The sequence below is a fragment of the Oceanimonas marisflavi genome, assembly GCF_003049725.1.
GTDB lineage: Bacteria > Pseudomonadota > Gammaproteobacteria > Enterobacterales > Aeromonadaceae > Oceanimonas > Oceanimonas marisflavi.
This window is the reverse complement of record NZ_QAGM01000026.1, coordinates 1-26632: the sequence shown is the minus strand read 5'-3', so window position 1 is coordinate 26632 and position 26632 is coordinate 1. Positions and strand designations below refer to the sequence as shown.

The window sequence follows — 26632 nt, the reverse complement described above, 5'->3', positions numbered from 1 at the left end:
CATACCGACCTTCGTCCGGTCGACACCCATGGCAATATCGGATACCGTGAAGCTTTGGTAACCGTATCGCAATTGGTAGCTCGAACATGGAATTTTCAGCCTTCGGACAGAAGTTTACCCGTCACTCCGGCATTACCCAGCTGATGGACGATCTCAACCAGGGCCTGAGCGCCCCCAACACCATTATGCTGGGTGGCGGCAATCCGGCCGCCATTCCGGAAGTGATGGCCTATCTGGATACTCAGGCCCAGCAACTGCTTAAAACCGGAGATCTGCTGAAAGCCATTGCCAATTACGACGGCCCTCAAGGTAAAGACAGCTTTATTCGCGCCCTGTCCGAACTCCTCTCCAGCGAGCTGGGCTGGCCGGTGGGCCCGGAAAACATCGCCCTGACCAACGGCAGCCAGACCGCCTTCTTTTATCTGTTCAACCTGCTGGCAGGAGAGTTCCCGGATGGCCGCAAAAAGAAGGTGCTGTTCCCCCTGGCACCGGAATACATCGGCTATGGTGACAGCGCCCTGGACGAAGACCACTTTGTGGCCTGCAAGCCGGAGATTCGGCAGTTTGAGAATGGCATGTTCAAGTACTACGTGGACTTTGACCGGCTGGAAGTGGGCGACGACATCGGACTTATCTGCGTATCCCGCCCCACCAACCCCACCGGCAACGTGCTCACCGACGAAGAAATTCGCCATCTGGATCAGATTGCCCAAGACAAGGGCATTCCCCTGCTGATCGACAACGCCTACGGCACCCCATTTCCCAATATCATTTTCAGCAACGCCACCCCGTTCTGGAACGACAACACCATACTGTGCATGAGCCTGTCCAAGCTGGGCCTGCCGGGGGTGCGCTGCGGCATTGTGATCGCCAACCCCACCATAGTGCAGGCCATCACCAACATCAGCGGCATCGTCAACCTGGCACCGGGCAGCATGGGCCCGGCCCTGACCCTGCCGATGATTCAGAACGGCGACATCATTCGCCTGAGCAATGATGTGATCAAGCCCTTCTATCAGAACAAGGCACAACAGGCGGTGGAATGGCTGCAACAGGCCATTCCCCTGCCCCAGTTCCATATTCACAAACCGGAAGGCGCGCTGTTCCTGTGGCTGTGGTTTGAGGATCTGCCGGGGCACTGTCAGGAGCTGTATCAGCGCCTCAAGCAAAAAGGCCTGCTGGTGGTGCCGGGGCACTACTTCTTCCCCGGTATCGAAGACGACAACTGGGCCCACAGCAAGCAATGCATTCGCCTCAACTACGCCCAGCCGGAAGCGGACGTCAAAGCCGGCATCGAGATACTGGCAAAGGAAGTACTGGCGATTTATGGTGAGGCCAAAGACTAAAGACACATACAACAACGCCGGCTTTCGCCGGCGTTGTGTTATCGCGCTACTTGTTATTTGCCCTTGTGCTCCAGGGCACGGCCCTGGCCGATTTCAATACGGCGGGGCTTGAGTGCTTCCGGCACTTCCCGCAGCAGGCTGATACGCAGCAGGCCGTGCTCCAGTTTGGCGTCCTTTACCTGAACATGGTCCGCCAGCCGGAACTTCAGCTCAAAGTCTCCCTCGCTGATGCCCTGATACAAATAACGGCTTTCTTCGGCAGGCTTTTCGCGCTTGCCCTTTACCAGCAGGGTATTCTGCTCTACCGACAGCTCCAGCTCTCGCTCGGCGAAGCCGGCCACCGCCACCGTGATCAGATAACGGTCATCGTCCTGCTTCTCGATATTGTAGGGCGGCTGCTCACCGCTCTTGCCGTGCAGCAGGTGCTCCAGATCCCCCACCAGACGATCAAAACCAATGGCGGAGCGGTACAGGGGGCTCATATCAAAACGACTCATAATCCTATCCTCCAATCGCAAGCAATAGGTCAATGGGTGTTGTACAAGTTGTTTGTCAGATCCGGGCTCAGCCGATGCTGATGGTTCTCGGCTTGGCGGCTTCCGGTACTTCACGCACCAGATCGATGTGCAGCAGGCCGTTTTCCAGATCGGCGCCGGTCACCTTGACGTGGTCGGCCAGCTGGAAGCGACGCTCAAAGCCACGCTCGGCAATGCCCTGATACAGGTAGTTCCTGCTGCCCTGCTCAGGTGCCTTGTGGCCCTTCACCATCAGGGTGTTCTCGTGGCTGGTGATCTCCAGCTCATCCCGGGCGAAACCGGCCACCGCCATGGAAATGCGGTACTGGTTCTCACTGAGCAGCTCGATATTGTAGGGGGGATAACCGCTGTTGCCGTTGTTGCCATTGCTGGCAGCGTTTTCCATCAGAGACGCCAGGCGATCAAAGCCGATGGCGGAGCGGTACAGGGGTGAAAAATCAAAGCGTGACATAAATCTATCCTCCAGTGAGCGATATTGGTTTGCCCTCCAACCGGACGGGCGGTGCGGGCCCTCAACCGAGCGACCCGTCTTGTTCACTAAAAGATATAGGGACGGCCTTTTTCGCTTTCAAGCGTCATGGTAATAATTTTTTGCTCATTCAGTGACCATCTTCCCGGCCATCGGTCACCGCCCCATAAGAGGCCGAGCCCACGGTGCGGGCATATTTGGCCAGCACGCCCCGGCGATATCTGGGTTCGGGTGGCTGCCAGCGTGCCAGCCGCTCGGCGATCACGCTGTCGGTCAGCTCCAGCTCCAGCCGGTTGTGCTCGGCGTCTATGGTGATAATGTCGCCGTCTTCCACAATGGCCAGCGGCCCGCCCTGGCGTGCTTCCGGGGTCACGTGGCCCACCACAAAACCGTGACTGCCGCCGGAAAAGCGGCCGTCGGTGATCAGCGCCACCCCCTTGCCCAGTCCTCTGCCCATAATGGCCGAGGTAGGGCTCAGCATTTCCCGCATGCCCGGGCCGCCCTTCGGCCCTTCGTAGCGAATCACCACCACATCCCCCTTCTGCACAGTGCCGTCAAGAATACACGCCAGGGTTTCCTCTTCCGAGTCAAATACCCGGGCCGGACCGGTAAAGCTCAGGCCCTCCTTGCCGGTGATCTTGGCCACGGCGCCACCCGGCGCCAGGTTGCCGTGCAGAATGCGCAGATGGCTGTCGGGCTTGATGGGGTTATCGAGGGGGCGAATGATATTCTGGCCATCGGGGTAAGGTTTGACCCCGGCCAGGTTCTCGCCCAGGGTCTTGCCGGTCACGGTCAGGCAGTCGCCGTGCAGCAGACCGGCATCGAGCAACATTTTCATCAGCGGCAGTATGCCGCCGATATCCACCAGCTCCGACATCATGTAATGGCCGCTGGGGCGCAGATCCGCCAGCACCGGCACCCGTTTGCCGATACGGGAGAAGTCATCCAGAGTCAGCTCCACTCCCACCGCATGGGCCATGGCCAGCAGATGCAGCACCGCATTGGTAGACCCTCCAAGAGCAATCACCAGGGTGATGGCGTTTTCAAAGGCGGGCCTGGTCATGATATCGGACGGACAAATATTGTGTTTCAGCAGGTTGAGCACTGCCTCGCCGGCGCGCTGGCAGTCTTTCAGCTTGGTGTCGGAGGTGGCGTTCTGGGCCGAGCTGCCCGGCAGGCTCATGCCCATCACCTCAATGGCCGAGGCCATGGTGTTGGCGGTATACATGCCGCCGCAGGAGCCCGGGCCGGGAATGGCGGTGTCTTCAATCTGCTTTACTTCAATGGCGGTCATGTCGCCCTTGGCGTGGGCGCCCACCGCCTCAAACACTGAAATAATGTCGGTGTGATTGTCGCCCGGCAGTATGGTGCCGCCATACACAAACACCGAGGGCCGGTTGAGCCGGGCCAGACCGATCAGGCAGCCGGGCATGTTCTTGTCGCAGCCGCCGATGGCCACCAGGCCGTCAAAGCCTTCGCAACCGGCCACCGCCTCGATGGAATCGGCGATAATCTCCCGGGACACCAGGGAATATTTCATGCCTTCGGTGCCGTTGGCGATACCGTCGGAAATGGTGATGGTATTGAAGATAATGCTTTTGCCACCGGCGCCGTCCGCCCCTTTGGCCGCCTCCTCCGCCAGACCATTGATATGCATGTTGCAGGGAGTGAGGTTGCTCCAGGTGGACGCAATGCCCACCTGAGGCTTGTGAAAGTCGTCGTTTTCAAAGCCGGTAGCCCGCAGCATGGCCCGGGCCGGCGCCCGCTCAATGCCGTCCACTACCCGGCTGGAATACTTGCGACTGTGGTTGCTCATGGTGCTCCCCTTATCGTTAAGTCTGTGGCTTATTCCAGTCTAGTCGGCTTCGCACTGCACCGGAGTGACGGCATTCTGTAGCTGCCGCTTTAGCTGGCAGGGCCTGCGGAGCAGGCCTTGGATACACCATTGCCTGCGAGTTTGCGCCAACTAAAGTGGCGCCTACAACAGACATAAAAAAAGGCAGCCCGCAGGCTGCCTTTGTGTCGGTGCACAAACCGGCTGTCAGATATCCAGGTTGGCCACGCGCAGGGCGTTGGTCTCGATAAAGTCGCGGCGCGGCTCCACATGATCGCCCATCAGGGTGGAGAACAGCTGGTCGGCGGCCACGGCGTCCTCGATGGTCACCCGCAGCATGCGGCGGGTTTCCGGATCCATGGTGGTTTCCCACAGCTGCTCCGGGTTCATCTCGCCCAGTCCCTTGTAGCGCTGCACATAGAGGCCTCGCTTGCTCTCGTTCATCAGCCATTCCAGAGCCTCGGCAAAGCTGTCCACGGTTTTGGTCTTCTCGCCGCGCTTCACATAGCCGCCTTCCTCGATCAGGTTGGCGATGCCCTTGCCCAGCTCCACAATGCTGCGGTATTCGCCGGAGGCAAAGAAGTCATAGCTGATCGGAAACTCGCGCTCGATGCCGTGCTGACGCACTTTCACTCGCGGCAGGTAGCAGTTGCGCTCTTCCGAGAACATCGCATCCAGAATGTACTGGGTGCCGTTGGTGTTGCTGTTTTCCAGAGACAGGTTGATGGCCGCCAGCCAGCTGTTTACCTTGCTCTCATCGGTCAGCGCCTCCAGGGTCAGCTCGGGCTGGTAGATCAGCTCGTTCAGCACCACTTCCGGCGCCCGGCGGGACAGACGCTGGATCAGCTCCTGCACCTTGCGGTAGTCGTTCACCAGTTTTTCCAGCTGCTCGCCGCCGATGGCCGGGGCCGACTCGTTGACATGCAGGGTGGCGTTGTCCAGCGCCAGGCTGGTCTGATACTGCAGCATGGCGGGCTCGTCCTTCAGGTACTGCTCCTGCTTGCCCTTTTTCACCTTGTACAGGGGCGGCTGGGCAATATAAACGTAACCGCGCTCGATGATCTCCGGCATCTGCCGGTAGAAGAAGGTCAGCAGCAGGGTGCGAATATGGGCACCGTCCACGTCCGCATCGGTCATGATGATGATGTGGTGATAACGCATCTTGTCGGGGTTGTATTCATCCCGGCCAATGCCACAGCCCAGGGCGGTGATCAGGGTGGCCACTTCCTGAGACGACAGCATCTTGTCGAAGCGGGCCTTTTCCACGTTCAGGATCTTGCCCTTGAGCGGCAGAATGGCCTGATACTTGCGGTGGCGACCCTGCTTGGCGGAGCCGCCTGCGGAATCACCCTCCACGATGTAGAGTTCGGACAGTGCCGGATCCTTTTCCTGGCAGTCCGCCAGCTTGCCGGGCAGACCGGCCAGATCCAGGGCGCCCTTGCGCCGGGTCATTTCCCGCGCCTTGCGCGCCGCTTCCCGGGCCCGGGCCGCATCGATAATCTTGTTGACCACGATCTTGGCGTCGTTGGGGTTTTCCAGCAGGAACTCCTGCAGGCGCTCGGCCATGGCCTGCTCCACCGCGGTTTTCACCTCGGAAGACACCAGCTTGTCCTTGGTCTGGGACGAGAACTTGGGATCCGGCACCTTGACCGAAATCACCGCGGTCAGGCCTTCCCGGGCGTCGTCACCGGAGGCGGAGGTCTTGGCCTTCTTGCTGAAGCCTTCCTTGTCCATGTAGCCGTTCAGGGTACGGGTCAGGGCGGCGCGAAAGCCGGCCAGGTGGGTACCGCCGTCCCGCTGGGGAATGTTGTTGGTAAAGCAGAAGATGTTTTCCTGATAGGAGTCGTTCCACTGCATCGACACTTCCACCGCAATGCCGTCTTCCCGCTCGCTGGTGAAGTGAAAGGCCTTGGGGTGAATGGGCGTCTTGTTGCGGTTCAGGTATTCCACAAAGGCCTGAATGCCGCCTTCGTACTGAAAGTGCACTTCCTTGCCGTCACGCTCGTCCAGCAGCTTGATGGACACGCCGGAGTTGAGGAAGGACAGCTCGCGCAAACGCTTGGCCAGAATGTCGTAATGGAAGTTGGTGTCGGTAAAGGTCTCATGGCTGGGCCAGAACCGGATCTGGGTGCCGGAACGGCTGGTTTCACCCACGGCGGTCAGCGGCGCCTGGGGCTCGCCGTGGCGGTAGGTCTGCTCATGGACCTTGCCGTGACGCCAGATGGTCAGCTGCAGCTTTTCCGACAGGGCGTTCACCACAGATACCCCCACCCCGTGCAGACCGCCGGACACCTTGTAGGAGTTGTCGTCGAACTTGCCGCCGGCATGCAGCACGGTGAGGATCACCTCGGCGGCGGAGCGGCCTTCTTCTTCGTGAATGTCTACCGGAATACCCCGGCCGTCATCGGACACGGACACAGAGCCGTCGGCATGAATGGTGACGACAATGTCTTTACAGTGGCCGGCCAGGGCCTCGTCGATAGAGTTGTCCACCACCTCAAACACCATGTGGTGCAGGCCAGTGCCATCATCCGTGTCGCCGATATACATGCCCGGACGCTTGCGGACCGCATCCAGACCTTTCAATACCTTGATACTCGAAGAGTCGTAAGTGTGTTCACTCATTGGCTTGCTTGCACTCCTGGGTTTCGGTGATTTCACCCTGTTTCACGTGAAACAGCTTACTGTCATCCCGTGTGATCATGTCGCCGAGCTGGCTGATGTCGATGGCGGAGATAAACACCTGGGCCTGCAGCTCCTTCAGCCGCGCCGCCAGCAATCCCCGCTTGTGTTGGTCCAGCTCGGACGCAAAGTCATCAATCAAAAAAATACAGTCCTGACCGGACTGCTGCTTTAAATACAGCCCCTGGGCCAGACGCATGGCGCACACCAGCAACTTGAGCTGGCCCCGCGACAGCAAATCCTGCACCGGCATGCCCCGGGCTTTTATTCTTATTTCGGCCTTGTGCGGCCCCGCCTGGGTGTAGCCCAGGCTGGCGTCCCGCTCAAAGCCCTGCTCCAGCACGGTGGCCAGTTCGGTCTGCCGGTCCCAGCCGCGAAAGAAATCGAAGCTGAACTCGAATTCCGGCAGAAAGTCGGCGGCAATGGCCGCAATGACCGGCGCAATGGCGTCGGCATAGTCCTGGCGGTGGGCGCTCAGCGCCTCGCCCGCCGCCACCAGCTGCGGATCCCAGTAGCCCAGCTCCCGCCAGGGCCGCTGTTGCCTGAGCAGGGCGTTGCGCTGCTTGAGCAAGCGCCGGTAGCGCCCCCAGTCGGCAAAAAATTCCGGCCGGGAATAAAACAGCCCCCAGTCCAGATAGGCCCGCCGCAATTTGGGTCCGCCGGTCAACAGATTATACCCTTCCGGGTGGATCAACTGAATGGGCAGAATATGGGCGAGATCGGCCAGGCGCTCGGCCACCCGCCCCGCCACCTTGAGCCGGGTGTCCCCCCCCCGGGTTTTGGACAGCCCCACCGGCAGGCCCTCGCCCTCACTCTGCTGCACTCGGGCAAACAGGGTAAAGGCCGGCTCGCCCTGCTGAATAACCCGACCGGTAAGATGAGTGCGAAAGGAGCGGCCAACGCCGAGGTAGTGAATGGCTTCCAGAATGCTGGTCTTGCCGCTGCCATTGGGCCCGGCCAGCACATTGATGCCCGAGGCCGGCACCAGCCGGCCATGGCGAATATTGCGAAAGTCTTTTAACTGAAGGTTGAGCAGGGCCATGTTACAGCCGCATGGGCATCACCACGTAGAGGGCATCGCCGTTGTCTTCGGCTTCGATCAGGCCACTGCTGCTGGCGTCCTTCAGGCTGATTTTGACCTGCTCCGATTTGAGGGTGCCGAGCACATCGAGCACATAGGAGACGTTAAAGCCGATTTCCAGATCGCTGCCCTCATAGTTGACATCCAGCACCTCTTCCGCCTCTTCCTGCTCCGGGTTGTTGGCGGTGATCTTCAGGGTCTGCTGCTGCAGGTTGAGGCGCACGCCGCGGAATTTTTCGTTGGACAGAATGGCCGCCCGGGTAAAGGCCTGCTTGAGCCCTTCCCGATCGCAGATCAGGGTCTTGTCGCTTTCCCGGGGCAGCACCCGGCGGTAATCGGGAAAGCGACCGTCCACCAGCTTGGAGGTGAAAATAAAGCCCTGCGTCACGGCGCGCAGGTTGTTTTTGCCCACCTGCAAGCGCACGTCCTGATCCTCGTGCTCCAGCAGCTTGGCCAGCTCCAGTACGCCCTTGCGCGGCACTATCACCTGCTGAGCCGGCAGTTCCTGCTCCAGCTCGCGCTGACAGGTAGCCAGACGGTGACCGTCGGTGGCCACGGTGCGCAGGCTGTGACCATCGGTTTCAAACAGCATGCCGTTGAGGTAGTAGCGCACGTCCTGAATGGCCATGGAGAACTGGGTGGCTTCAATCAGCTTCTTCAGTGCCAGCTGGTTGATGTCGAACTCCAGCTCAGAACTCCATTCCTCGATATTGGGAAAGTCTTCCGCCGGCAGGGTGGACAGGTTGAAGCGGCTGCGACCGGAGCGCAGCAGCAGACGATCCCCTTCCTGGCTGAAGGTCAGCCCGGCGCCGTCGGGTAGGCCCCGACAGATGTCCAGCAGCTTGCGCGCCGGCACCGTCGTGCGGCCGGCGGTGACGTTGCCTTCCAGCGGCACCCGGGCCACCATTTCCACTTCGGTATCGGTGCCGGTCATCGACAGGGCGTCGTCGCCGACGCTCAGCAGAATATTGTTGAGGATCGGCAGGTTGGGCCGGCCTCCCAGGGCACTGGATACCAGTTGCAGGGGGCGCAACAGGGCTTCGCGGCTGATGGTAAACTGCATGGTGCTCTCCGATCAGGAAGACAGGGTTCGAATCAGGTTGGAATAATCTTCCTTTATATCATGACTCTCTTCCCGCAGCTGGCCAATTTTGCGACAGGCGTGCAGCACAGTGGTGTGATCCCGGCCGCCAAAGGCATCGCCGATCTCGGGCAGTGAATGGTTGGTCAGCTCCTTGGCCAGGGCCATGGCCAGCTGGCGCGGCCGGGCCACGGAGCGGGAGCGGCGCTTGGACAGCAGATCCGCCACCTTGATCTTGTAATACTCCGCCACCGTCTTCTGAATGTTGTCGATGGTCACCAGCTTTTCCTGCAGCGCCAGCAAGTCTCTCAGCGCCTCGCGCACAAAGTCGATATTGATGGAGCGGCCGGTAAAGTTGGCGTTGGCGATCACCCGGTTCAGTGCCCCTTCCAGCTCGCGCACATTGGATCGCAGCCGCTTGGCAATAAAGAAGGCCACTTCGTCGGGCAGGTGGATCTTGTTCTCGGCGGCCTTGCGCATCAGGATCGCCACCCGGGTTTCCAGCTCGGGGGGTTCGATCGCCACCGTCAGGCCCCAGCCAAAGCGGGACTTGAGCCGATCCTCAACTCCGTCGATCTCCTTGGGATAACGATCCGAGGTCAGAATGATCTGCTGATTGCCTTCGAGCAGCGCATTGAAGGTGTGGAAAAACTCCTCCTGAGAGCGCTCCTTGTTGGCGAAGAACTGAATGTCATCGATCAGCAGGGCGTCCACACTGCGGTAGTAACGCTTGAACTCTTCGATGGCGTTGTTCTGCAGCGCCTTGACCATGTCCTGCACAAAGCGCTCGGAATGCATGTAGATCACCCGGGCGTCGGCCTTGCGCTCGCGAATGCCGTTGCCCACCGCGTGCAGCAGGTGAGTCTTGCCCAGACCGGTGCCGCCATAGAGAAACAGCGGATTGTAGGCGCCACCCGGGTTGTCGGCCACCTGGCGGGCGGCGGCCCGGGCCAGCTGGTTTGACTTACCTTCAACGAAGTTGTCAAAGGTGTAGTTGGTGTTCATGTTGCTCTTGTGATTGATCTGCGGCTTGTCGTCCGCCTGCTCGCTCCAGGACGGCACCAGCTGCGGCCGGGCCTGAGGCTTGCTGTGGCCATTTTTATGGCTGCTGCCGCCGGCCATCAGGTTCACCTGAGCACGCTTGTTGCCCACCTCGAACTTGAGCTGGGGACACTGGTTGCCGCAAAACTCGCCCAGCAGGCCGTTGATGCGGATCAGGTACTTGTCGCGCACCCAGTCGAGCACAAAACGGTTGGGGGCGAACAGGGTCAGGGTGTCGTCGCCCTGCTCTGCCTGCAGCGGCCGGATCCACATGCTGAATTCCGCGGAAGGCAATTCGTCCTGTAGCCGGGCAAGACACTGCTGCCAAAGCATAGCGCTCATTCGAACTCCTGAAATAAAAGGGATCAATCTAGGGGGCGATCATTCTACTTGCCAGCCTCGAGGATCTCTAGCCGGATCATGCCGATCCTGAAAAATATGATCCTTGACTTCTGTGAGTAAGTCACACCCTGATGCACAGGATCCTCAGCTTTATAAACAAGCTACGCACATTTTGTATACCGGCACCTGAACAAGGGATCCGGTCCGGCAAGCAGATCCTTTCAAGAGAGCCTCCAACGAGCCCCTCATTCTCAATGATCATGACCTTGTGCTCATATGTCATTTGAGCCATAAAGGCCGGCTCTGCACACTGAGCCTGAATGTTGAAATAGCTGCCGGTTTTTCAGCCCGTTTGACTCTATTTCAAACAGAATCAACAGGATATGCAGTATCCCATCAAGGAGTGATTCTTTATGTTACTGACCAATATACGGCCTCTGGTGTTCTGGCCGACCTTTTTGCTGTTGCTGGGCGCCCTGGTGGCCAGCTATCTGGATATGGACACCTTTCTCGCCACCACCAAGTCGCTCAACAGCGCCATTCTCGACAATTTCTCCTGGCTGTTCAGCCTGGGCAGCCTTTACCTGCTGGTGCTGGCGGTGGTGGTGTACTTTTCGCCCCTGGGCCGCATTCGCATCGGCGGCGACCAGGCCACGCCCCTGCTGAGCCGCTGGCGCTGGTTTTCCATTACCCTGTGCACCACCCTGGCGGTGGGCGTGCTGTTCTGGACCACGGCCGAGCCCCTTTACCACCTGTTTGGCCCGCCGGAAAGCGCCGGCCTGGAAGCCGGCTCCCCCGACGCCGCCCGCTTTGCCATGGCCACCATGTTTCTGCACTGGTCCTTTACCCCCTATGCCATCTACACCATTCCGTCTCTGGTGTTCGCCCTGGCCTTCTATAACCAGCGCAAGCGCTTTTCCATCGGCAGCATGCTGGAACCGGTGCTGGGCTCACGGATCACCCGCCGCTTTGGCAGCGTGATCGACGCCATCGCCCTCTATGCTCTGGTGGCCGGCATGGCGTCGTCCCTGGGTACCGGCGCCCTCACCCTGGCCGGCGGCGCCGGACAATATCTGGGCGGCGATACCAGTCCGTTTCGTCTGGGCGTGATCATTGCGCTGATCGTGGCCACCTTTGTGTTCTCCGCCGCCAGCGGCCTGAAGAAAGGCATCGCCCGCATGTCGGCCCTCAATGCCTGGCTGCTGCTGTTTCTTGGGGTGTTCATGTTTATCTTCGGCCCCAGCGTCTTCATGATCGCTCTGGGCACAGAATCTCTGGGCCTGTATCTGGACACCTTCTTCTCCCGCAGCCTGTTTACCGGCGCCGCCGCCGGTGATGCCTGGCCCCAGTGGTGGAGCATTTTCTACTGGGCGGTCTGGTTCGCCTGGGCCCCGGTCACCGCGCTGTTTCTGGGCAAGATCGCCCGGGGCTACACGGTGCGCGAGTTTATTCACATCAACCTGGTGTATCCGGCGCTGTTCGCCATTCTGTGGATCTGCATCTTCTCCGGCACCGCCATTTACCTCGACATGCAGCAGGCCGCCGGCCTCAACGAGGTGCTCAACAGCAAGGGCGTGGAGCATGTGCTCTACCACATCTTTGAGCAGCTGCCGGGCAGCAACCTGATGATTGTGCTGCTGCTGTTTATCGCCTTTATCTCTTACGTCACCGCCGCCGACTCCAACACAGACGCCATTGGCGGCCTGTGTACACGGGGCCTGACCGCCGACAGCAACCTCGACAGCGGCCTGGGCATCAAGGTGCTGTGGGGCACGGTGATCGGCACCGTGTCCTGGGTGATGGTGTCCTTTGTCGGCATCGACGGCGTCAAGATGCTGTCCAATCTGGGCGGCCTGCCCGCCATGTTCATTATTCTGCTGGCCAGCGGCTCACTGTGGCACTGGCTGTCCAACCCGGCGCTGGTCGCACATGCCGCACGCGACACCGGCACCATTCATTCATCCACCACCGAAGGAATTCCGGCCAATGCACATCAAGCATGAATTTCCCCGTAACGTGCGCGAAATCGAACACACCCTGATCCCGCTGAAGGACGGTACCCAACTGGCGGCCCGCATCTGGCTGCCGGAAGACGCGGAGCAGAACCCGGTGCCCGCCATTCTGGAGTACCTGCCCTACCGCAAGCTCGACGGCACCGCGGTACGTGACGCCCTCACCCATCCCTATCTGGCGGGCCACGGCTACGCCTGCGTGCGGGTGGACATTCGCGGCAATGGCGAGTCCGATGGCCTGATGCTGGATGAATACCTCAAACAGGAGCAGGACGACGCCCTGGAGGTGATTGACTGGATCAGCCGCCAGCCCTGGTGCACCGGCAAGCTGGGCATGATGGGCATTTCCTGGGGCGGTTTTAACAGCCTGCAGCTGGCGGCGCGCCGGCCCGAGCCGCTGAAGGCGATTATCACCATCTGCTCCACCGACGACCGCTATGCCGACGACGTGCACTTCAAGGGCGGCAACCTGCTGCTGGAAAACCTGGGCTGGGCCGCCACCATGCTGAGCTTTTCCGCTGCCGTACCCGACCCGCGGCTGGTGGGTGACGACTGGCTGGATCGCTGGAAGTACCGGCTGGAGAACATGCCACTGATGGCCCATCCCTGGGTCGAACACGGCACCCGGGATACCTACTGGCAGCACGGCTCCATTTGTGAAAATTATGCCGATATCGAGGCCGCGGTATACTGCATTGGCGGCTGGGGCGATGCCTACCGCAACACCCCAGTACGCATGATGGAAAATCTGACCTGCCCGAAAAAGGCGCTGATTGGCCCCTGGATCCACAAGTACCCCCACTTTGCCATTCCCGATCCGGCCATCGGCTTTTTGCAGGAGGCGCTGCGCTGGTGGGATCACTGGCTCAAGGACATCGACACCGGCATCATGGACGAGCCCGAGTGCACCTTTTATCTGCAGGAAGCGCAGCCACCGGTGGCCATGGCCGCCCACCGCGCCGGCGACTGGGTGCAGACCGAGGGTTGGCCGGCGCAACAGGTCCGCCAGAAAACCTTCAGCCTGACCGACGGCGGTCTGCGCGAAGGTGAGCACTCGCTGACTGAAGCCGCGTCCATTTGCTCGCCGCTGACCACGGGCGTGCACGGCGGCGAATACTGCGCCATCTGGTTCGGTCCGGACTTTCCCACCGATCAGCGCCGGGACGACGCCCAGTCGCTGTGCTTTGACAGCGCCCCTCTGAACGAAGATCTGCCGCTGCTGGGCAACCCCAGAGTGCGTCTGACTGCTGCCGTGGATCAGGACTGTGGCCAGGTCACGGTGCGCCTCTGCGACGTGGCTCCCGACGGCCGCGCCACCCTGGTAAGCTACGGCACCCTCAATCTGAGCCTGCGTCACGACCGCGCCGACGTCACCCCGCCGGTGCCGGGCGAATACATGGAGTTCGAGGTGGAGCTCGACAACATGGGTTACAAGGTGCCCGCCGGTCACAAGCTGCGGGTAGCCATCTCCACCGCTCATTTCCCGCTGCTGTGGCCCAGCCGCAAGCTGACCACCCTGACCCTGGCTCCCGGCGCCCAGCAACTGCTGCTGCCGGTGTTTGAAGGCGAGACCATCGACAATCCGTTTGAGCGGCCCGAGTCGGCGCAGCCGGTAAACATGGACTATCTGCGCGAGCCCGCCCCCAAACGCACCATCACCGAAGATGTGGCGACCGGCGAGGTGTGCCTGCAGGTGGACGACGACATGGGCACCTACCGCTTTCTCGACCATGGCTTCTGGGTGGAGCAAAAGGCCACCGAGCAATACCGCACGCGCCCCTGGGATCCCGACGCCACGCAGGCCGACATTCACTGGCTGTACCGGGCCGGCCGGGATGACTGGCAGGTGCGGGTGGAGAGCTCTCTCCACATGCGCAGTGATGAACAGTACTTTTACCTGACGGCTCATCAGCAGGCCTGGCTCAATGACGAGCCCTTTAACGACAAGCACTGGGAATATCGCATTCCGCGCCAGGCCCAGTAGCCATCACCGACTGGCGGGAGTAGAGTAATGACTGTATTTGCCAGCTGTACTCGCACCGCCATGTCTCAACGTATCTCGCCACTGCCGCCCCTCAACTGCCTGCAGGCCTTTGAGGCGGCGGCTCGCCGCCGCAGCTTTACCCAGGCCGCCGCCGAACTCAACCTGACCCAGAGCGCCGTCAGCCGGCAAATCAAGCGGCTGGAAGAATGTCTGGGCCGGCCTCTGTTCACCCGGGATGCCCTGAGCGTAACGCTGACCCCGGCGGGGGAGCGTTATTTTGAGCTGGTGCAGGGCCTGCTGCGGCAGCTGGCCAGCGGCACCGCCGAGCTGACCCGGCGCCAGGGCAGCCTGCAGCTGACCCTGGCGTCAAGCCCCACCGTGGCCTCCATGTGGCTGACCCGCCGACTGCCCGAGCTTAAAAAAGCCTGCCCGCAACTGGATATTCGTATTCTCACGGCTGAAGATCCGCGCCGGCTCGATGCCAGCGAGTTCGATCTGGCGCTCTATTATCTGCTGCCCGGTGAGCGGGAGCCCGAAGGAGTCAACATTCGGCCGGTCTTTGGCCCGGAGCGGGTCATCGCCCTGTGCAGTGAGGCGTACCTGCAACAAAACGGCCCCATTGGCGAGCCACAGCAGATGCTGAAGCAACACACCCTGCTGGAGCTGGAAGATCACTACCACGACTGGCTCACCTGGCGGGACTGGTTTGCCGGCATTGAGCAGCCCTGGCACACGCCGGCCCATACTCTCAAGGCCAACAGCTACCTGCTGCTGATGCAGGCGGCCCTGGCCGGTCAGGGCATTACTCTTGGGTGGGAGCGCTTGCTTGAGCCTTATCTGAGCGAGGGCGCTTTGGTGCAGGCCCTGCCCGAGAGCATGCCCAGTCAGGGCTATCTGTGCCTGCTCGAGCCCAGCCATCGACACACCTCGGTGGCCGCCCGCCAGTTTATGCGCTGGCTGCTGCCGCAGTGAGCCCTTACCAGCACGGGAAGAATACGTTTTGCACACTTGCCGTTATACGGTGCTTTTTTAACACCGATGAGGGTAAAAAACTGGCCTCATGCTTTCGGCTGGTATAAAAAGACCCCCGTCATTTATGCTGTAATGATGCCGGACGCAGCCATTTTCGTCCGGGTTCATAATAAGGAGAGTTATCATGTTTGCATCCCTTCGTCGTCTGGGCGCCGCCCTGGCCCTGTCCGCCACCCTGATTGCCCCCGCCATGGCCGCCGATCCGGTCAAGGTGGGCATGTCCGGCCGCTACTTCCCCTTTACCTTCGTCAAGCAGGATGAACTGCAGGGCTTTGAAGTGGATGTATGGAACGAGATCGGCAAGCGCATCGACCGGGATGTGGAGTTTGTAACCACCAACTTCTCCGGCCTGTTCGGCATGCTCGACACCGGCCGCATCGACACCATTTCCAACCAGATCACCATTACGCCCGAGCGACTGGAAAAGTACGACTTCGCCGACCCCTATGTGTATGACGGCGTGCAGATCGTGGTGCGCAAGGGTAACGACAGCATTCAGGGTCTGGACGATCTCAAGGGCAAGAAGGTGGCGGTCAACCTGGGCTCCAACTTTGAGCAGCTGATGCGCAAGCACGACACCAATAACGAGATCGATATCATCACCTACGAAACCAATCTGGAGCAGGACGTGGCCTTGGGCCGGATTGACGCCTTTGTAATGGACAGAGTCGGCTCCATTCAGCTGATCAACGAAGCCGGTCTGCCCCTGCAGCTGGCGGGCAAGCCCTTTGAAACCATGGAAAACGCCTTTCCCTTTGTGAAAAAGCCCGAGCAGCAGGCACTGCTGGCCGAGGTGAATCAGGCGCTGGCCGAGATGCGTGCCGACGGCACCCTCAAGGCCATTTCCGAGAAATGGCTGAACGCCGACATCACCAGTGACTAACTCTCATGCAGTTTGATCTCGACTACACCCTGGCGCTGTTTCCGATCCTGTTCAAGTATCTGGGCACGACCATGGAAATGGCGCTGCTGGGCTTTGTTCTTGCGCTGATCATCGCCGGCACCCTGGCGGTGATCAGAACCTTTGAGCTGCCGGGGCTGAACGCCCTGGCCCGGCTGTTTATCTCGTTTTTCCGCGGTACGCCCCTGCTGGTGCAGCTGTTTTTGCTGTATTACGGCCTGCCCCAGATTTTTCCGGTGTTTATTGGCATGAACGCCTTTACCGCCGCCGTGATCGGCCTGACCCTGCACTTTGCCGCCTACATGGCCGAATCGATTCGCGCCGCCATTCTGGGCATTCACAAAAGCCAGATGGAAGCGGCCATGAGCATCGGCATGACCCGGGGCCAGGCGATGAAGCGCATAATTCTGCCCCAGGCGGCGCGCATTGCCACGCCGTCGCTGATGAACTACTTCATCGACATGATCAAAAGCACCTCGCTGGCCTTTACCCTTGGGGTGGCGGAGATCATGGCCACGGCCCAGAAGGAAGCCTCCAGCAGCTTCAAGTTCTTTGAGTCCTTTATTGCCGTGGCGCTGATCTACTGGGCGGTGGTGGTGTTCTTTACCCACCTGCAGGGCCGGCTGGAACGCCGCCTGAACGCGGCTTATTAACCGAGGCAACATGATCAAGTTACGCAATCTGACCAAGGTCTATAATGGCCAGACGGTGCTGAACGACATCAGCCTGGACATCAACAAGGGCGAAATCGTGGTGATCCTGGGGCCCTCCGGCACCGGCAAATCCACCCTGCTGCGCTGCCTCAACCTGCTGGAAACCCCCGAAGCGGGCAGTCTGGAGATAGACGGCTTTGCCATCGATCTCGCCAGACACAGCGGCAAGCAGGCCATTGAGCTGCGCAAGCGCACCTCCTTTGTGTTTCAGAACTACGCCCTGTTCGCCAACAAGACCGCCCGGGACAACATCGCCGAGGGGCTGATCACCGTGTGGAAAAAGCCAAAGGCCGAGGCCCAGGCCGAAGCCCTGCGCATTCTTGGCGACATCGGTCTGGAAGACAAGGCCGGCGCCTATCCGTCGTCCCTGTCCGGCGGCCAGCAGCAGCGGGTAGGCATTGGCCGGGCCATGGCCAGCCACGCCAAAGTAATGCTGTTTGACGAGCCCACCTCGGCGCTGGATCCGGAATGGGTGGACGAAGTGCTGGGGCTGATGAAAAAGCTGGCGCTGGCGCACCAGACCATGGTGGTGGTGACCCACGAAATCGGCTTTGCCCGGGACGTGGCCGACCGGGTGATCTTTATGGATGGTGGCCGTATTGTTGAGCAGGGCCCGCCTGCCGAGCTGCTCACCAACCCGCAGGATCCGCGCACCCGCGCCTTTTTGCGCAAGGTGCTGCCCACCGGCTAAGGTCGATCGCGGGGTTTTGGTTGCCAAGACCACTGGTGCGGGTATAATGCCAGCCCCGCGATCCTCATGGATCCGGGATCGATCCGCTCTGCCATGCATGCAACGGCGGCGGCTCGGTATTCAATGCCATGTCGATTGACGACACGCACTTAACTGTTTAGAATTCGGCCTCTTTTATGGGTCGTCATGGTTGGTGCAGCGCGCCTTTCGCCACGGCGGTCAAACTGTACAGTTAACTGAAGCGGTAATAACAATGAAACGCACTTTTCAACCTTCAAATCTGAAGCGTAAGCGCAGCCACGGTTTCCGTGCTCGCATGGCCACTGCCGGTGGTCGCAAGGTACTGCGTGCCCGTCGCGCCAAAGGTCGTGCCCGTCTGAGCGCCTGATGGCCCGGTACGCCTTTTCACGGGAGTTACGTCTGTTAACTCCCGCTCAATTCAAAAACGTCTTCGACAATCCCGTCCGAGCCGCCTCTCCCCATATTACCCTGCTGGCCAAACCCAACGGTCTGGAACACCCCCGTCTTGGTCTTGCCGTGCCCAAAAAAGCACTCAAGCGCGCCGTATGGCGTAACCGGGTAAAGCGGGTGGCGCGTGAATCCTTTCGCCTGAAGCAGCACAAGCTGCCCCCGGTCGACATTGTGGTGATCGCCAAGAAAGGTATCGGAGACGTGCCCAACGACGAACTGTTCGAGCTGCTGGAAAGGCTATGGCGCACCCTCTCTCGCCGTTGCAAAGACTCGGCGTAGGCCTGATCCGGGTTTATCAGCTGGTTATCAGTCCCCTGCTCGGCCCCAGGTGCCGCTTTACTCCCACCTGCTCTCAATACGCCATAGAAGCCATTCAGCTCCACGGTTTTGCAAAAGGCGGTTGGTTAACTATCAAACGTCTATTAAAATGCCACCCTTTAGGTCCAAGCGGCCACGACCCGGTCCCGACAAAGCGAAGAAACTGACACTATGGAATCCCAACGCAACATACTTGTTATTGCGCTGCTGCTGGTGAGCTTTCTCATCTGGCAACAGTGGCAGACGGATAAGGCGCCCCAGCCAGAGACGGCGCAGCAAAGCACTCAAACCAGCACGGGCGATGACAGCTTTATTCCCGAGTCGGACCAGTCCGGTGGTGAAGTTCCCACCGACGTCTCCGTGGCGGCCAGTCGCCAGCTGGTGACCATCGTCTCCGACACCCTGGAGCTGACCATCGACACCCAGGGCGGCGACATTGTCCGCGCCGAGCTGCTGGAGCATAACGACGAGCTCAATTCCGACGACAAGTTCGTGCTGCTGAGCAAGGGTACCAACTTCGTCAACGTGGCCCAGAGCGGCCTGATCGGTCGTGACGGCCCCGACGCCAGCGCCGACGGTCGCCCGGTTTACCAGAGCGAGCAGCGTGAATATCGTCTGGCCGAGGGCGCAGACAGCCTGAGCGTGCCGCTGACCTTCACCAACGCTGACGGCGTCACCTTTACCAAAACCTTTACCCTGGAGCGCGGCCGCTACGTAGTGGGTGTTGACTACGATATTCGCAACGGCAGCGACAAGCCGGTACAGGCTCAGCTCTACGCCCAGCTCAAGCAGAGCGAAACCAAACCCGGTGACGACGGCGGCAGCATGCTGATGGCCTCTGCCTACCGCGGTCCGGCCTACTCCACCAGCGAAACCCGCTACAGCAAGTACGCCTTCAAGGAAGTGCGTGAAGCCAACCTGAACCAGACTACCGAAGGCGGCTGGATCGGCATGCTGCAGCACTACTTTGTGTCTGCCTGGGTCGCTCCGGAAAACGGCGAAAACCAGTTCTATACCCGTTTCCTGAACGGTCAGGGCCAGGGCATTATCGGCTTCAAGGCGCCGGCAACCACGGTGGCCCCGGGCACAGAACAGAGCCTGTCCGCCAGGCTGTGGCTGGGTCCCAAGCTGCAGGATGAAATGGCCGTAGTGGCCCCCAACCTGGATCTGACCGTGGACTACGGCTGGCTGTGGTTTATTGCCCAGCCACTGTTCAAGCTGCTGCAGTTCCTGCAGAGCTTTGTGATCAACTGGGGTCTGGCCATCATTCTGACCACCTTTGTGGTACGCGGTATCATGTATCCGCTGACCAAGGCCCAGTACACCTCCATGGCCAAGATGCGCATGCTGCAGCCCAAGCTGGCCGCCCTGCGCGAGCGCTACGGCGACGACCGCCAGAAGATGTCTCAGGGCATGATGGAGCTGTACAAGAAGGAGAAGGTCAACCCGCTCGGCGGCTGTCTGCCCATTCTCATTCAGATGCCCATCTTCATCTCCCTGTACTGGGTGCTGATGGAGTCTGTTGAGCTGCGCCACGCGCCCTTCTTCCTGTGGATTGACGATCTGTCGGTGCGGGATCCCTACTTCGTGCTGCCCATCCTGATGGGTGCCAGCATGTTCATGATCCAGAAGATGAGCCCGACCACCATCACGGATCCCATGCAGCAGAAGGTGATGCAGTTTATGCCCATCATCTTTACCTTCTTCTTCCTGTGGTTCCCCGCCGGTCTGACCCTGTACTGGCTGGTGAGCAACGTGGTGACCATCTCCCAGCAGTGGTATATCTTCCGCCAGCTGGAGAAGAAAGGCCTGCACAGCAAGGCCGCCTCCTGAGGCGACTGGCCTGAGGGGCGATAACGCAATACACTGGGCGGCCTGAGGGCCGCCTTTTTTATTGAGCGGACATCACCGCCATACTGAACAGCTAATTCCGGAGTAACAGAACCCATGTCCAACGACACCATCGTCGCTCAGGCCACCGCCCCCGGACGCGGCGGCGTCGGCATTATTCGCGTATCCGGCCCCCAGGCCGAGGCCGTGGCCCAGGCCGTGCTGGGCCGAGTGCCCAGAGTGCGCTACGCCGACTATCTGCCATTCAGGGACGAGCAGGGCACTGTGCTGGATCAGGGCATCGCCCTGCTGTTCAAGGGCCCCAACAGCTTTACCGGTGAAGACGTGCTTGAGCTGCAGGGCCACGGCGGCCCCGTGGTGCTGGACATGCTGGTACGCCGCATTCTCGCCCTGCCCGGCCTGCGACCGGCTCGGGCCGGGGAGTTCAGCGAACGCGCCTTTCTCAACGACAAGCTGGATCTGGCCCAGGCCGAGGCCATTGCCGATCTGATTGAAGCGTCCAGCGAGCAGGCCGCCCGCTCGGCACTGCAGTCGCTGCAGGGGGAGTTTTCCACCCGAGTGCACGGCCTGGTGGAAGCGCTTACTCACCTGCGCATTTATGTGGAAGCGGCCATCGACTTTCCCGACGAGGAAGTGGACTTTCTCTCCGATGGCAAAATCGCCGGCGAGCTCTACGGCATCATGGACCGGCTGACCGAGGTGCAGCGGGAAGCCCGTCAGGGCGCCATTATGCGCGAAGGCATGAAGGTGGTGATCGCCGGCCGGCCCAACGCCGGCAAGTCCAGCCTGCTCAACGCCCTGGCCGGCAAAGAATCGGCCATTGTCACCGACATTGCCGGCACCACCCGGGACGTGCTGCGGGAATACATTCACCTGGACGGCATGCCCCTGCACATCATTGACACCGCCGGCCTGCGCGAGGCCAGCGACGCGGTGGAGCGTATCGGCATCGAGCGGGCCTGGGCCGAGATCGAGCAGGCCGACCGCATTCTGTTTATGGTGGACGGCACCACCACCACGGCGCTGCACCCCAAGGATATCTGGCCCGACTTTATCGGCCGGCTGCCGGCCCACATCGGCCTGACGGTGGTGCGCAACAAGGCGGATCTGACCGGTGAAGCGCTCACCGTCAGCAGCGACGGCGAGCACCCGGTATACCCCATTTCCGCCCGCACCGGTGAAGGGGTGGAGGCGCTCAAGGAGCACCTCAAGGCCTGCATGGGCTTTCAGGGCGGTGGCGAGGGCGGCTTCAGCGCCCGCCAGCGCCACCTGGACGCCCTGCACCACGCCGACCAGCACCTGATCATGGCCAGAGAGCAGCTGGAGGTGTACATGGCCGGCGAGCTGGTGGCGGAAGAACTGCGCCTGGCCCAGGAGCAGCTCAGCCAGATCACCGGCGAATTCACCTCCGATGACCTGCTGGGAAGGATTTTCTCGTCGTTCTGTATCGGCAAATAACTCAAGATCTTTTTACTGATGGCATACACAAATCTGAATCCCGGCAAGGCGCTGATCTGGCGAATTACCCACCGCCACAACCTGCCGTGGATTCTGAGCAACGGCCTGCATGCGGGCAATAGTTTTGCCCGCGCACCGGACTGGATAACCATCGGCAACCAGGAGCTGATCGATCGCCGGGCACACCGGCCGGTACCGCTGCCACCGCACGGCATGCTGAACGATTATGTGCCTTTTTACTTCACACCCTTTTCGCCCATGTTGTACAACATTCATACTGGGCGGGGTGGCGTTGCCCATGTTGCCAACGCCGATATTGTGATACTGGTGTCCAGTCTGCACCGGATTACCGGGCTGGGGCTGCCCTTCGTGTTTACCGATCGTCATGCCTACACCATAACCGCAAATTACTACAATGAGCTCTCCCGGCTGAATGCCATCGACTGGCCGCTACTGCAGCAACGCAACTTTCAACGTGACCCGAACGACCCCGAGAAGGTAGAGCGCTACCAGGCCGAAGCGCTAATTTATGGTCATGTGCCCGTTAAGGCACTGCTGGGCGCGGTGTGCTATACCCCGGATATTAAGACAGAATTACAAGAACAGACGGCCACACTGGGTGTCCAACTAGATATTCACTGCATGCCTCAGTGGTACTTTTGAAACTAGGCCGTTTGAAGGAGAACGCAATGATCAGCTACACCACCGGCAACCTGCTCGACGCCGAGGTAGAGGCGCTGGTGAATACAGTGAATACGGTTGGCGTAATGGGCAAGGGCATCGCACTGATGTTCAAAGAGCGCTTTCCGGCCAACATGGCCGCCTATGCCCGGGCCTGCAAGGCCGGCGAGGTACAGACCGGACGCATGTTTGTCACCGAAACCGGCGAGCTGATAGGCCCGCGCTGGATCGTTAACTTTCCCACCAAGCAGCACTGGCGTGCCAAATCTCAGCTGCAGTGGGTTATCGACGGTCTGGCTGATCTGCGCCACTTTATTGAAACAAACCAGGTAACAAGCATTGCCATCCCTCCTCTGGGCGCTGGCAACGGCGGCCTTCAGTGGGAAGTCGTTAAGCCTCATATCGAGCAGGCCCTGGGAGCTCTGGAGGGAGTGGAGATTGTTATCTATGAACCTTCAGCTCAATACCAGAATGTTGCCAAGCCCAAGGGGGTGGAAGCTCTCACCCCCGCCCGCGCCCTGATTGCCGAACTGGTACGCCGCTACTGGGTGCTGGGAATGGAATGCAGCCTGCTGGAAATTCAGAAGCTGGCCTGGTTTCTGGAGCGGGCCATTGAGGCAGAAGGCCTGAAAAACCCGCTCGACCTTCGCTTCAAGGCCAACAACTATGGCCCTTATGCCGACCGTTTGCGCCACCTGCTGAATGCGCTGGATGGCAGCTACCTGAAAAGCGACAAACGCATCAACGACTGCGATCCGCTGGATGCCATCTGGTTTAACGATGCCAAACGCAGCGAGATAGAAGCGTATCTGAACTCCAGTGCCCGGGATTATTTACCGGCGCTGAACAAGGCAACCCGGCTGATTGACGGTTTTGAGTCTCCGTTTGGGCTTGAGCTGTTGTCCACCGTAGACTGGCTGCTGACCAGAGAGCACACAACACCCGAGCCCGGTGCCCTGATTGAAGGGCTTGGCAAATGGCCGGCAGGTGAACCATGGGCTCGCCGTAAACTCAGATTATTTGACCGGCCCAAGCTGAGCCTGGCCCTGCACCGTCTGCAGCAGGTGCCTTTACAGGCAACGAGTTAAGAGTTGCAGGGGAATCAGTAGATACTCAGTAGTTGGTGATGTCATACAACCAGCAGCCTGATGGAAGGAACCACATATTCAGCCAGACAGTGAAATAACAAATATAAATACCCGGCTTGCAGAACTGGAACGTGAAAAGGCAGCTTTGCTTGCCCGCAGACGAGAGCTACTGCGGATTGAGCCTGTTACCGAGCAGCTGACGCCGCAGCAAAAGGTTGAGCTGTTTCAGGGATTATTTCGCGGTCGTGCCGATGTGCACGCCGTGCGCTGGGAGAAAGCCGACGGCCGCGCTGGTTATGCCGTGGTCTGCAGCAATGAATGGGTTCAGGGCATCTGCCAAAAGCCAAAAATCAAGTGCGGCGACTGCCCTCACCGCCGGTTCACTCCGCTGGACAGCAAGGTGCTGTTCGCCCACCTGTCGGGTAAACTGGTTGCCGGCCTCTACCCTCTGCAGCCGGACCATCACTGCCATCTGCTGGCCATGGATTTTGACAAGGCAGACTGGCAGGCGGATGTAAAAGCCCTGGCCCAAGTCTGCCGCCAGGAGGAAATCCCTTTTGCGCTGGAGATATCCCGCTCCGGGGCCGGAGCCCATGTATGGATATTTTTCTCGGCACCGGTGCCGGCATGGTCTGCCCGGGCATTGGGCTTCAAACTGCTCGACAAGGCCATGGAGCTGCACCCCGGTTTATCCTTCGACTCCTACGACCGCCTGTTCCCCAATCAGGACATGATGCCTCAGGGTGGCTTTGGCAACCTGATCGCCCTGCCCCTGCAATACGAAGCTCGGGCTCAAGGCTGCAGCCTGTTCGTGAATGACGAGCTGCAGCCTTATGAAGACCAGTGGGCATTTCTGCGCGAGTTAACACGGGTCAGCCCCGCCCAACTGCAGGAATGGGTGGGGGAGCCACCCGATGCAGCCTCCACCGACGATGGCACGGCTCCCTGGGAACAGGGGCTGCACACAGAGAAGGGCCCGGTGCCGAACTGCCCTGAGCACATCACCGTCACCCTGGCCAATCATGTGTATATCAGGCTGGCCGACATGCCTGCACCACTGGCGGCACGTATCAAGCGCCTGGCAAGCTTTGCCAACCCGGTGTTCTTCAAGACACAGGCGCTGCGCTTTTCCACCCACGGCATTCCCCGCTATATCTCCTGCGCCCGCATCGAGCAGGGCTACCTGTCGGTGCCCAGAGGCTGTCTGGACGAGGTGCTGGCATTGTTGCGCGAACAGAACATACGGGTGGACATGGAAGACCACCGGGTTACAGGCTCGCCCTTGCCGCAGCTGACGCTCAGGCTGCAGCTAAGAGACAACCAGCAAGCCGCTGTCGATGCCCTCACTCGACACGATACCGGCATACTTCATGCGCCCACGGCCTTTGGCAAAACCATCACCGCCATCGGCGTGATTGCCAGCCGCAAGGTCAATACTCTGGTGCTGACGCACAGCCGGCAACTGCTGGATCAATGGAAAGAGCGGCTGGAAAGCGTTCTTGAAGGGGTCACTGTCGGTGTGTTCGGCGGCGGCAGGAAAAAGGCCACTGGCCAGGTGGATGTGGCTACCTATCAGAGCCTGCTCGACCGAAAAGACAACACCATTGCCGGGTTCGTTCGCGATTACGGCCAGATCATTATCGACGAGTGCCACCATATCTCGGCCCCTCGCTATGAGTTGCTGCTCAATGAAATCAGCGCCAGATATGTGCTTGGCCTGACGGCCACGCCAAACCGTCAGGACGGACACCAGAAAATCATGCTGATGACCGCCGGCTCAATCCGTCACCGGGCTCAGTCCGATCACCAATCAGGCTTTGACCAGCACGTGATCGTACGAAAACGCCAGGAAGCGCCGCCAGCCGAACTCTGCCAGCCTGAAGAGCGTCCCCATATTGCCACTGTGTACCGCTGGCTGGCCGAGAACCCGATACGCAATAAGGAAATTATTGAGGATGTCATCGCAAGCGTTAACCAGGGCGGAAATTGTCTGCTGCTGACCGAACGCCGGGAACATGCCGAGAGGCTGGCCGGCATGCTGTCTGATGCAGCCCTCAGCGCCGTGGTGCTCAGGGGTGGTATGGGCGTGAAGGAACGCAGAAAAGTGGAGGCCATGCTGCCCGATGCGCAGGTGGTGGTGGCCACGGGCAAGTACATTGGCGAAGGGTTTGATCTGCCCCGGCTGGATACGCTGTTTCTGGCCCTGCCCATCGCCTGGAAAGGTACCCTGGCCCAATATGCGGGCCGGCTTCACAGGGAGGCCACAGGCAAGCAGGAAGTGACTGTCTATGACTATGTCGACACCGGCCTGCCCATGTTGCTCAGAATGTTCCACAAGCGGGAGAAAGGCTACCTGGCCATGGGCTACCGCTTTGTCACGTCGGAACAGATGGCACTGCTGTAACACCTCTTAACTGGCTATTGCCTTGCCTTGGGAAAAATGAGGCTCCACCCGACGCACATTTTTCGCTTTCATGCTCTAGGCGCTGTGCCGTACATCCCAGAGCTCCACCGCATGCTGAATATTCAGCCAGAACTCGGGGGGGTATTGCCCAGCGCAGCCGCCAGCTTAATCGCCATGGGGGCGGTCAGGGCTCCCTTATCGTGTACGATGCGACTCAGCGTGTTCCGGTGAACACCCATGGCATTAGCCAGCTCGCTGATTTCGATGTTCATCGGCTCCAGGAATTCAGTGGCAAGCATTCGCCCCACTGTCACTGGACGACGTTTTGTAGTTCTCATTGCCTTCACCTCCATTGTTTAAAGATCCAAAAAAGGTTTTTAGAGAGGATCTTGGAGAGGTGGGTAACAGCGTCCGTCCAGCAGGCCCGTGTTTTTGGGCCTGTGGGCGGCAGCCGTTATCCACGGAGCGGTTTTCATTCACCGAGCTTACTAGGTGGCGTTCTCAATTAGTGTAAACTCCTACCGATAGCCACTTGCATCAGGGCCTTCGGAGTGTAAATGAGTGAGCGTACAGTACTGAGAGATGACCAGTGGGAACGGATCAAGGACTTGCTTCC

Annotated in this window: 23 protein-coding genes; 15 read left to right on the top strand and 8 right to left on the bottom strand. The window is 60.0% G+C overall.

The window, feature by feature from the left end:
• Positions 1 to 86: 86 nt before the first annotated feature.
• On the top strand, positions 87 to 1346 hold the full coding sequence (locus tag DA373_RS14035) for a valine--pyruvate transaminase (protein WP_107852935.1): 1260 nt from the start codon (positions 87 to 89) through the stop codon (positions 1344 to 1346).
• A 53-nt stretch (positions 1347 to 1399) separates the two neighbouring features.
• Here DA373_RS14035 and DA373_RS14030 read toward each other — a convergent pair whose 3' ends face one another.
• From DA373_RS14030 to dnaA, 7 genes are all read right to left on the bottom strand, one after another.
• Positions 1400 to 1843: an Hsp20 family protein gene (locus DA373_RS14030; RefSeq protein ID WP_107852934.1), complete on the bottom strand. Its 444-nt coding sequence runs from the start codon at positions 1841 to 1843 to the stop codon at positions 1400 to 1402.
• Positions 1844 to 1910: 67 nt separating this feature from the next.
• The gene (locus DA373_RS14025) at positions 1911 to 2333 is read right to left on the bottom strand and encodes an Hsp20 family protein (protein WP_107852933.1); all 423 of its coding nucleotides are present in this window, start codon (positions 2331 to 2333) and stop codon (positions 1911 to 1913) included.
• A 148-nt stretch (positions 2334 to 2481) separates the two neighbouring features.
• Complete coding sequence (gene ilvD, locus DA373_RS14020; RefSeq protein ID WP_107852932.1) at positions 2482 to 4167, bottom strand: dihydroxy-acid dehydratase; 1686 nt, start codon at positions 4165 to 4167, stop codon at positions 2482 to 2484.
• 225 nt (positions 4168 to 4392) lie between these two features.
• Positions 4393 to 6810: a DNA topoisomerase (ATP-hydrolyzing) subunit B gene (gene gyrB / locus DA373_RS14015; RefSeq protein WP_107852931.1), complete on the bottom strand. Its 2418-nt coding sequence runs from the start codon at positions 6808 to 6810 to the stop codon at positions 4393 to 4395.
• Positions 6803 to 7909, bottom strand: coding sequence for a DNA replication/repair protein RecF (gene recF, locus DA373_RS14010; RefSeq protein ID WP_107852930.1), 1107 nt, complete (start codon positions 7907 to 7909; stop codon positions 6803 to 6805). Before recF ends, gyrB begins: the two co-directional genes overlap by 8 nt.
• A 1-nt stretch (position 7910) precedes the next feature.
• Positions 7911 to 9011 carry a DNA polymerase III subunit beta gene (gene dnaN / locus DA373_RS14005; RefSeq protein ID WP_107852929.1) on the bottom strand — a complete coding sequence of 367 codons (1101 nt, stop codon included), beginning with the start codon at positions 9009 to 9011 and terminating at the stop codon, positions 7911 to 7913.
• Positions 9012 to 9023: 12 nt separating this feature from the next.
• On the bottom strand, positions 9024 to 10412 hold the full coding sequence (dnaA, locus tag DA373_RS14000; protein ID WP_107852928.1) for a chromosomal replication initiator protein DnaA: 1389 nt from the start codon (positions 10410 to 10412) through the stop codon (positions 9024 to 9026).
• A 413-nt stretch (positions 10413 to 10825) separates the two neighbouring features.
• Between dnaA and DA373_RS13995 the strand changes: the two genes are divergently transcribed.
• The 14 genes from DA373_RS13995 (at position 10826) to DA373_RS13930 (ending at position 26016) form a co-directional block, all read left to right on the top strand.
• A complete protein-coding gene (locus DA373_RS13995; protein ID WP_107852927.1) occupies positions 10826 to 12415 on the top strand; it encodes a BCCT family transporter in 1590 nt (529 codons plus the stop codon).
• Positions 12399 to 14408 carry a CocE/NonD family hydrolase gene (locus DA373_RS13990; RefSeq protein WP_107852926.1) on the top strand — a complete coding sequence of 670 codons (2010 nt, stop codon included), beginning with the start codon at positions 12399 to 12401 and terminating at the stop codon, positions 14406 to 14408. Before DA373_RS13995 ends, DA373_RS13990 begins: the two co-directional genes overlap by 17 nt.
• 27 nt (positions 14409 to 14435) lie before the next feature.
• Entirely contained in the window at positions 14436 to 15380 is a 945-nt protein-coding gene (locus DA373_RS13985) for a LysR substrate-binding domain-containing protein (protein WP_107852925.1), read from the top strand.
• 184 nt (positions 15381 to 15564) lie between these two features.
• Complete coding sequence (locus tag DA373_RS13980; protein ID WP_107852924.1) at positions 15565 to 16323, top strand: amino acid ABC transporter substrate-binding protein; 759 nt, start codon at positions 15565 to 15567, stop codon at positions 16321 to 16323.
• A gap of 5 nt (positions 16324 to 16328) precedes the next feature.
• Entirely contained in the window at positions 16329 to 16994 is a 666-nt protein-coding gene (locus tag DA373_RS13975; protein ID WP_107852923.1) for an amino acid ABC transporter permease, read from the top strand.
• A gap of 10 nt (positions 16995 to 17004) precedes the next feature.
• Complete coding sequence (locus tag DA373_RS13970) at positions 17005 to 17745, top strand: amino acid ABC transporter ATP-binding protein (RefSeq protein ID WP_107852922.1); 741 nt, start codon at positions 17005 to 17007, stop codon at positions 17743 to 17745.
• Between the two features lie 253 nt (positions 17746 to 17998).
• The gene (gene rpmH / locus DA373_RS13965; protein WP_107852921.1) at positions 17999 to 18133 is read left to right on the top strand and encodes a 50S ribosomal protein L34; all 135 of its coding nucleotides are present in this window, start codon (positions 17999 to 18001) and stop codon (positions 18131 to 18133) included.
• A complete protein-coding gene (gene rnpA / locus DA373_RS13960; protein WP_198650324.1) occupies positions 18133 to 18495 on the top strand; it encodes a ribonuclease P protein component in 363 nt (120 codons plus the stop codon). Before rpmH ends, rnpA begins: the two co-directional genes overlap by 1 nt.
• The gene (yidD, locus tag DA373_RS13955; RefSeq protein ID WP_107852919.1) at positions 18456 to 18701 is read left to right on the top strand and encodes a membrane protein insertion efficiency factor YidD; all 246 of its coding nucleotides are present in this window, start codon (positions 18456 to 18458) and stop codon (positions 18699 to 18701) included. Before rnpA ends, yidD begins: the two co-directional genes overlap by 40 nt.
• Positions 18702 to 18705: 4 nt before the next feature.
• A complete protein-coding gene (gene yidC, locus DA373_RS13950) occupies positions 18706 to 20367 on the top strand; it encodes a membrane protein insertase YidC (protein ID WP_107852918.1) in 1662 nt (553 codons plus the stop codon).
• A 114-nt stretch (positions 20368 to 20481) separates the two neighbouring features.
• Positions 20482 to 21843 carry a tRNA uridine-5-carboxymethylaminomethyl(34) synthesis GTPase MnmE gene (mnmE, locus tag DA373_RS13945; protein WP_107852917.1) on the top strand — a complete coding sequence of 454 codons (1362 nt, stop codon included), beginning with the start codon at positions 20482 to 20484 and terminating at the stop codon, positions 21841 to 21843.
• 18 nt (positions 21844 to 21861) lie between these two features.
• A complete protein-coding gene (gene darT / locus DA373_RS13940; protein WP_107852916.1) occupies positions 21862 to 22506 on the top strand; it encodes a type II toxin-antitoxin system toxin DNA ADP-ribosyl transferase DarT in 645 nt (214 codons plus the stop codon).
• A gap of 26 nt (positions 22507 to 22532) precedes the next feature.
• Entirely contained in the window at positions 22533 to 23612 is a 1080-nt protein-coding gene (darG, locus tag DA373_RS13935; RefSeq protein WP_107852915.1) for a type II toxin-antitoxin system antitoxin DNA ADP-ribosyl glycohydrolase DarG, read from the top strand.
• Between the two features lie 145 nt (positions 23613 to 23757).
• Entirely contained in the window at positions 23758 to 26016 is a 2259-nt protein-coding gene (locus DA373_RS13930; RefSeq protein ID WP_198650323.1) for a TOTE conflict system archaeo-eukaryotic primase domain-containing protein, read from the top strand.
• Positions 26017 to 26138: 122 nt separating this feature from the next.
• Here the strand turns inward: DA373_RS13930 and DA373_RS16645 are convergent, their stop codons facing one another.
• Complete coding sequence (locus tag DA373_RS16645; protein WP_408635787.1) at positions 26139 to 26354, bottom strand: HigA family addiction module antitoxin; 216 nt, start codon at positions 26352 to 26354, stop codon at positions 26139 to 26141.
• Positions 26355 to 26632: the final 278 nt, after the last annotated feature.

Excerpts from the sequence above, each read along its gene's own strand:
- DA373_RS14035 (WP_107852935.1), top strand. The coding sequence starts at position 87 with ATGGAATTTTCAGCCTTCGGACAGAAGTTTACCCGTCACTCCGGCATT.
- DA373_RS14030 (WP_107852934.1), bottom strand. The coding sequence starts at position 1,843 with ATGAGTCGTTTTGATATGAGCCCCCTGTACCGCTCCGCCATTGGTTTT.
- DA373_RS14025 (WP_107852933.1), bottom strand. The coding sequence starts at position 2,333 with ATGTCACGCTTTGATTTTTCACCCCTGTACCGCTCCGCCATCGGCTTT.
- ilvD (WP_107852932.1), bottom strand. The coding sequence starts at position 4,167 with ATGAGCAACCACAGTCGCAAGTATTCCAGCCGGGTAGTGGACGGCATT.
- gyrB (WP_107852931.1), bottom strand. The coding sequence starts at position 6,810 with ATGAGTGAACACACTTACGACTCTTCGAGTATCAAGGTATTGAAAGGT.
- recF (WP_107852930.1), bottom strand. The coding sequence starts at position 7,909 with ATGGCCCTGCTCAACCTTCAGTTAAAAGACTTTCGCAATATTCGCCAT.
- dnaN (WP_107852929.1), bottom strand. The coding sequence starts at position 9,011 with ATGCAGTTTACCATCAGCCGCGAAGCCCTGTTGCGCCCCCTGCAACTG.
- dnaA (WP_107852928.1), bottom strand. The coding sequence starts at position 10,412 with ATGAGCGCTATGCTTTGGCAGCAGTGTCTTGCCCGGCTACAGGACGAA.
- DA373_RS13995 (WP_107852927.1), top strand. The coding sequence starts at position 10,826 with ATGTTACTGACCAATATACGGCCTCTGGTGTTCTGGCCGACCTTTTTG.
- DA373_RS13990 (WP_107852926.1), top strand. The coding sequence starts at position 12,399 with ATGCACATCAAGCATGAATTTCCCCGTAACGTGCGCGAAATCGAACAC.
- DA373_RS13985 (WP_107852925.1), top strand. The coding sequence starts at position 14,436 with ATGACTGTATTTGCCAGCTGTACTCGCACCGCCATGTCTCAACGTATC.
- DA373_RS13980 (WP_107852924.1), top strand. The coding sequence starts at position 15,565 with ATGTTTGCATCCCTTCGTCGTCTGGGCGCCGCCCTGGCCCTGTCCGCC.
- DA373_RS13975 (WP_107852923.1), top strand. The coding sequence starts at position 16,329 with ATGCAGTTTGATCTCGACTACACCCTGGCGCTGTTTCCGATCCTGTTC.
- DA373_RS13970 (WP_107852922.1), top strand. The coding sequence starts at position 17,005 with ATGATCAAGTTACGCAATCTGACCAAGGTCTATAATGGCCAGACGGTG.
- rpmH (WP_107852921.1), top strand. The coding sequence starts at position 17,999 with ATGAAACGCACTTTTCAACCTTCAAATCTGAAGCGTAAGCGCAGCCAC.
- rnpA (WP_198650324.1), top strand. The coding sequence starts at position 18,133 with ATGGCCCGGTACGCCTTTTCACGGGAGTTACGTCTGTTAACTCCCGCT.
- yidD (WP_107852919.1), top strand. The coding sequence starts at position 18,456 with ATGGCGCACCCTCTCTCGCCGTTGCAAAGACTCGGCGTAGGCCTGATC.
- yidC (WP_107852918.1), top strand. The coding sequence starts at position 18,706 with ATGGAATCCCAACGCAACATACTTGTTATTGCGCTGCTGCTGGTGAGC.
- mnmE (WP_107852917.1), top strand. The coding sequence starts at position 20,482 with ATGTCCAACGACACCATCGTCGCTCAGGCCACCGCCCCCGGACGCGGC.
- darT (WP_107852916.1), top strand. The coding sequence starts at position 21,862 with ATGGCATACACAAATCTGAATCCCGGCAAGGCGCTGATCTGGCGAATT.
- darG (WP_107852915.1), top strand. The coding sequence starts at position 22,533 with ATGATCAGCTACACCACCGGCAACCTGCTCGACGCCGAGGTAGAGGCG.
- DA373_RS16645 (WP_408635787.1), bottom strand. The coding sequence starts at position 26,354 with ATGAGAACTACAAAACGTCGTCCAGTGACAGTGGGGCGAATGCTTGCC.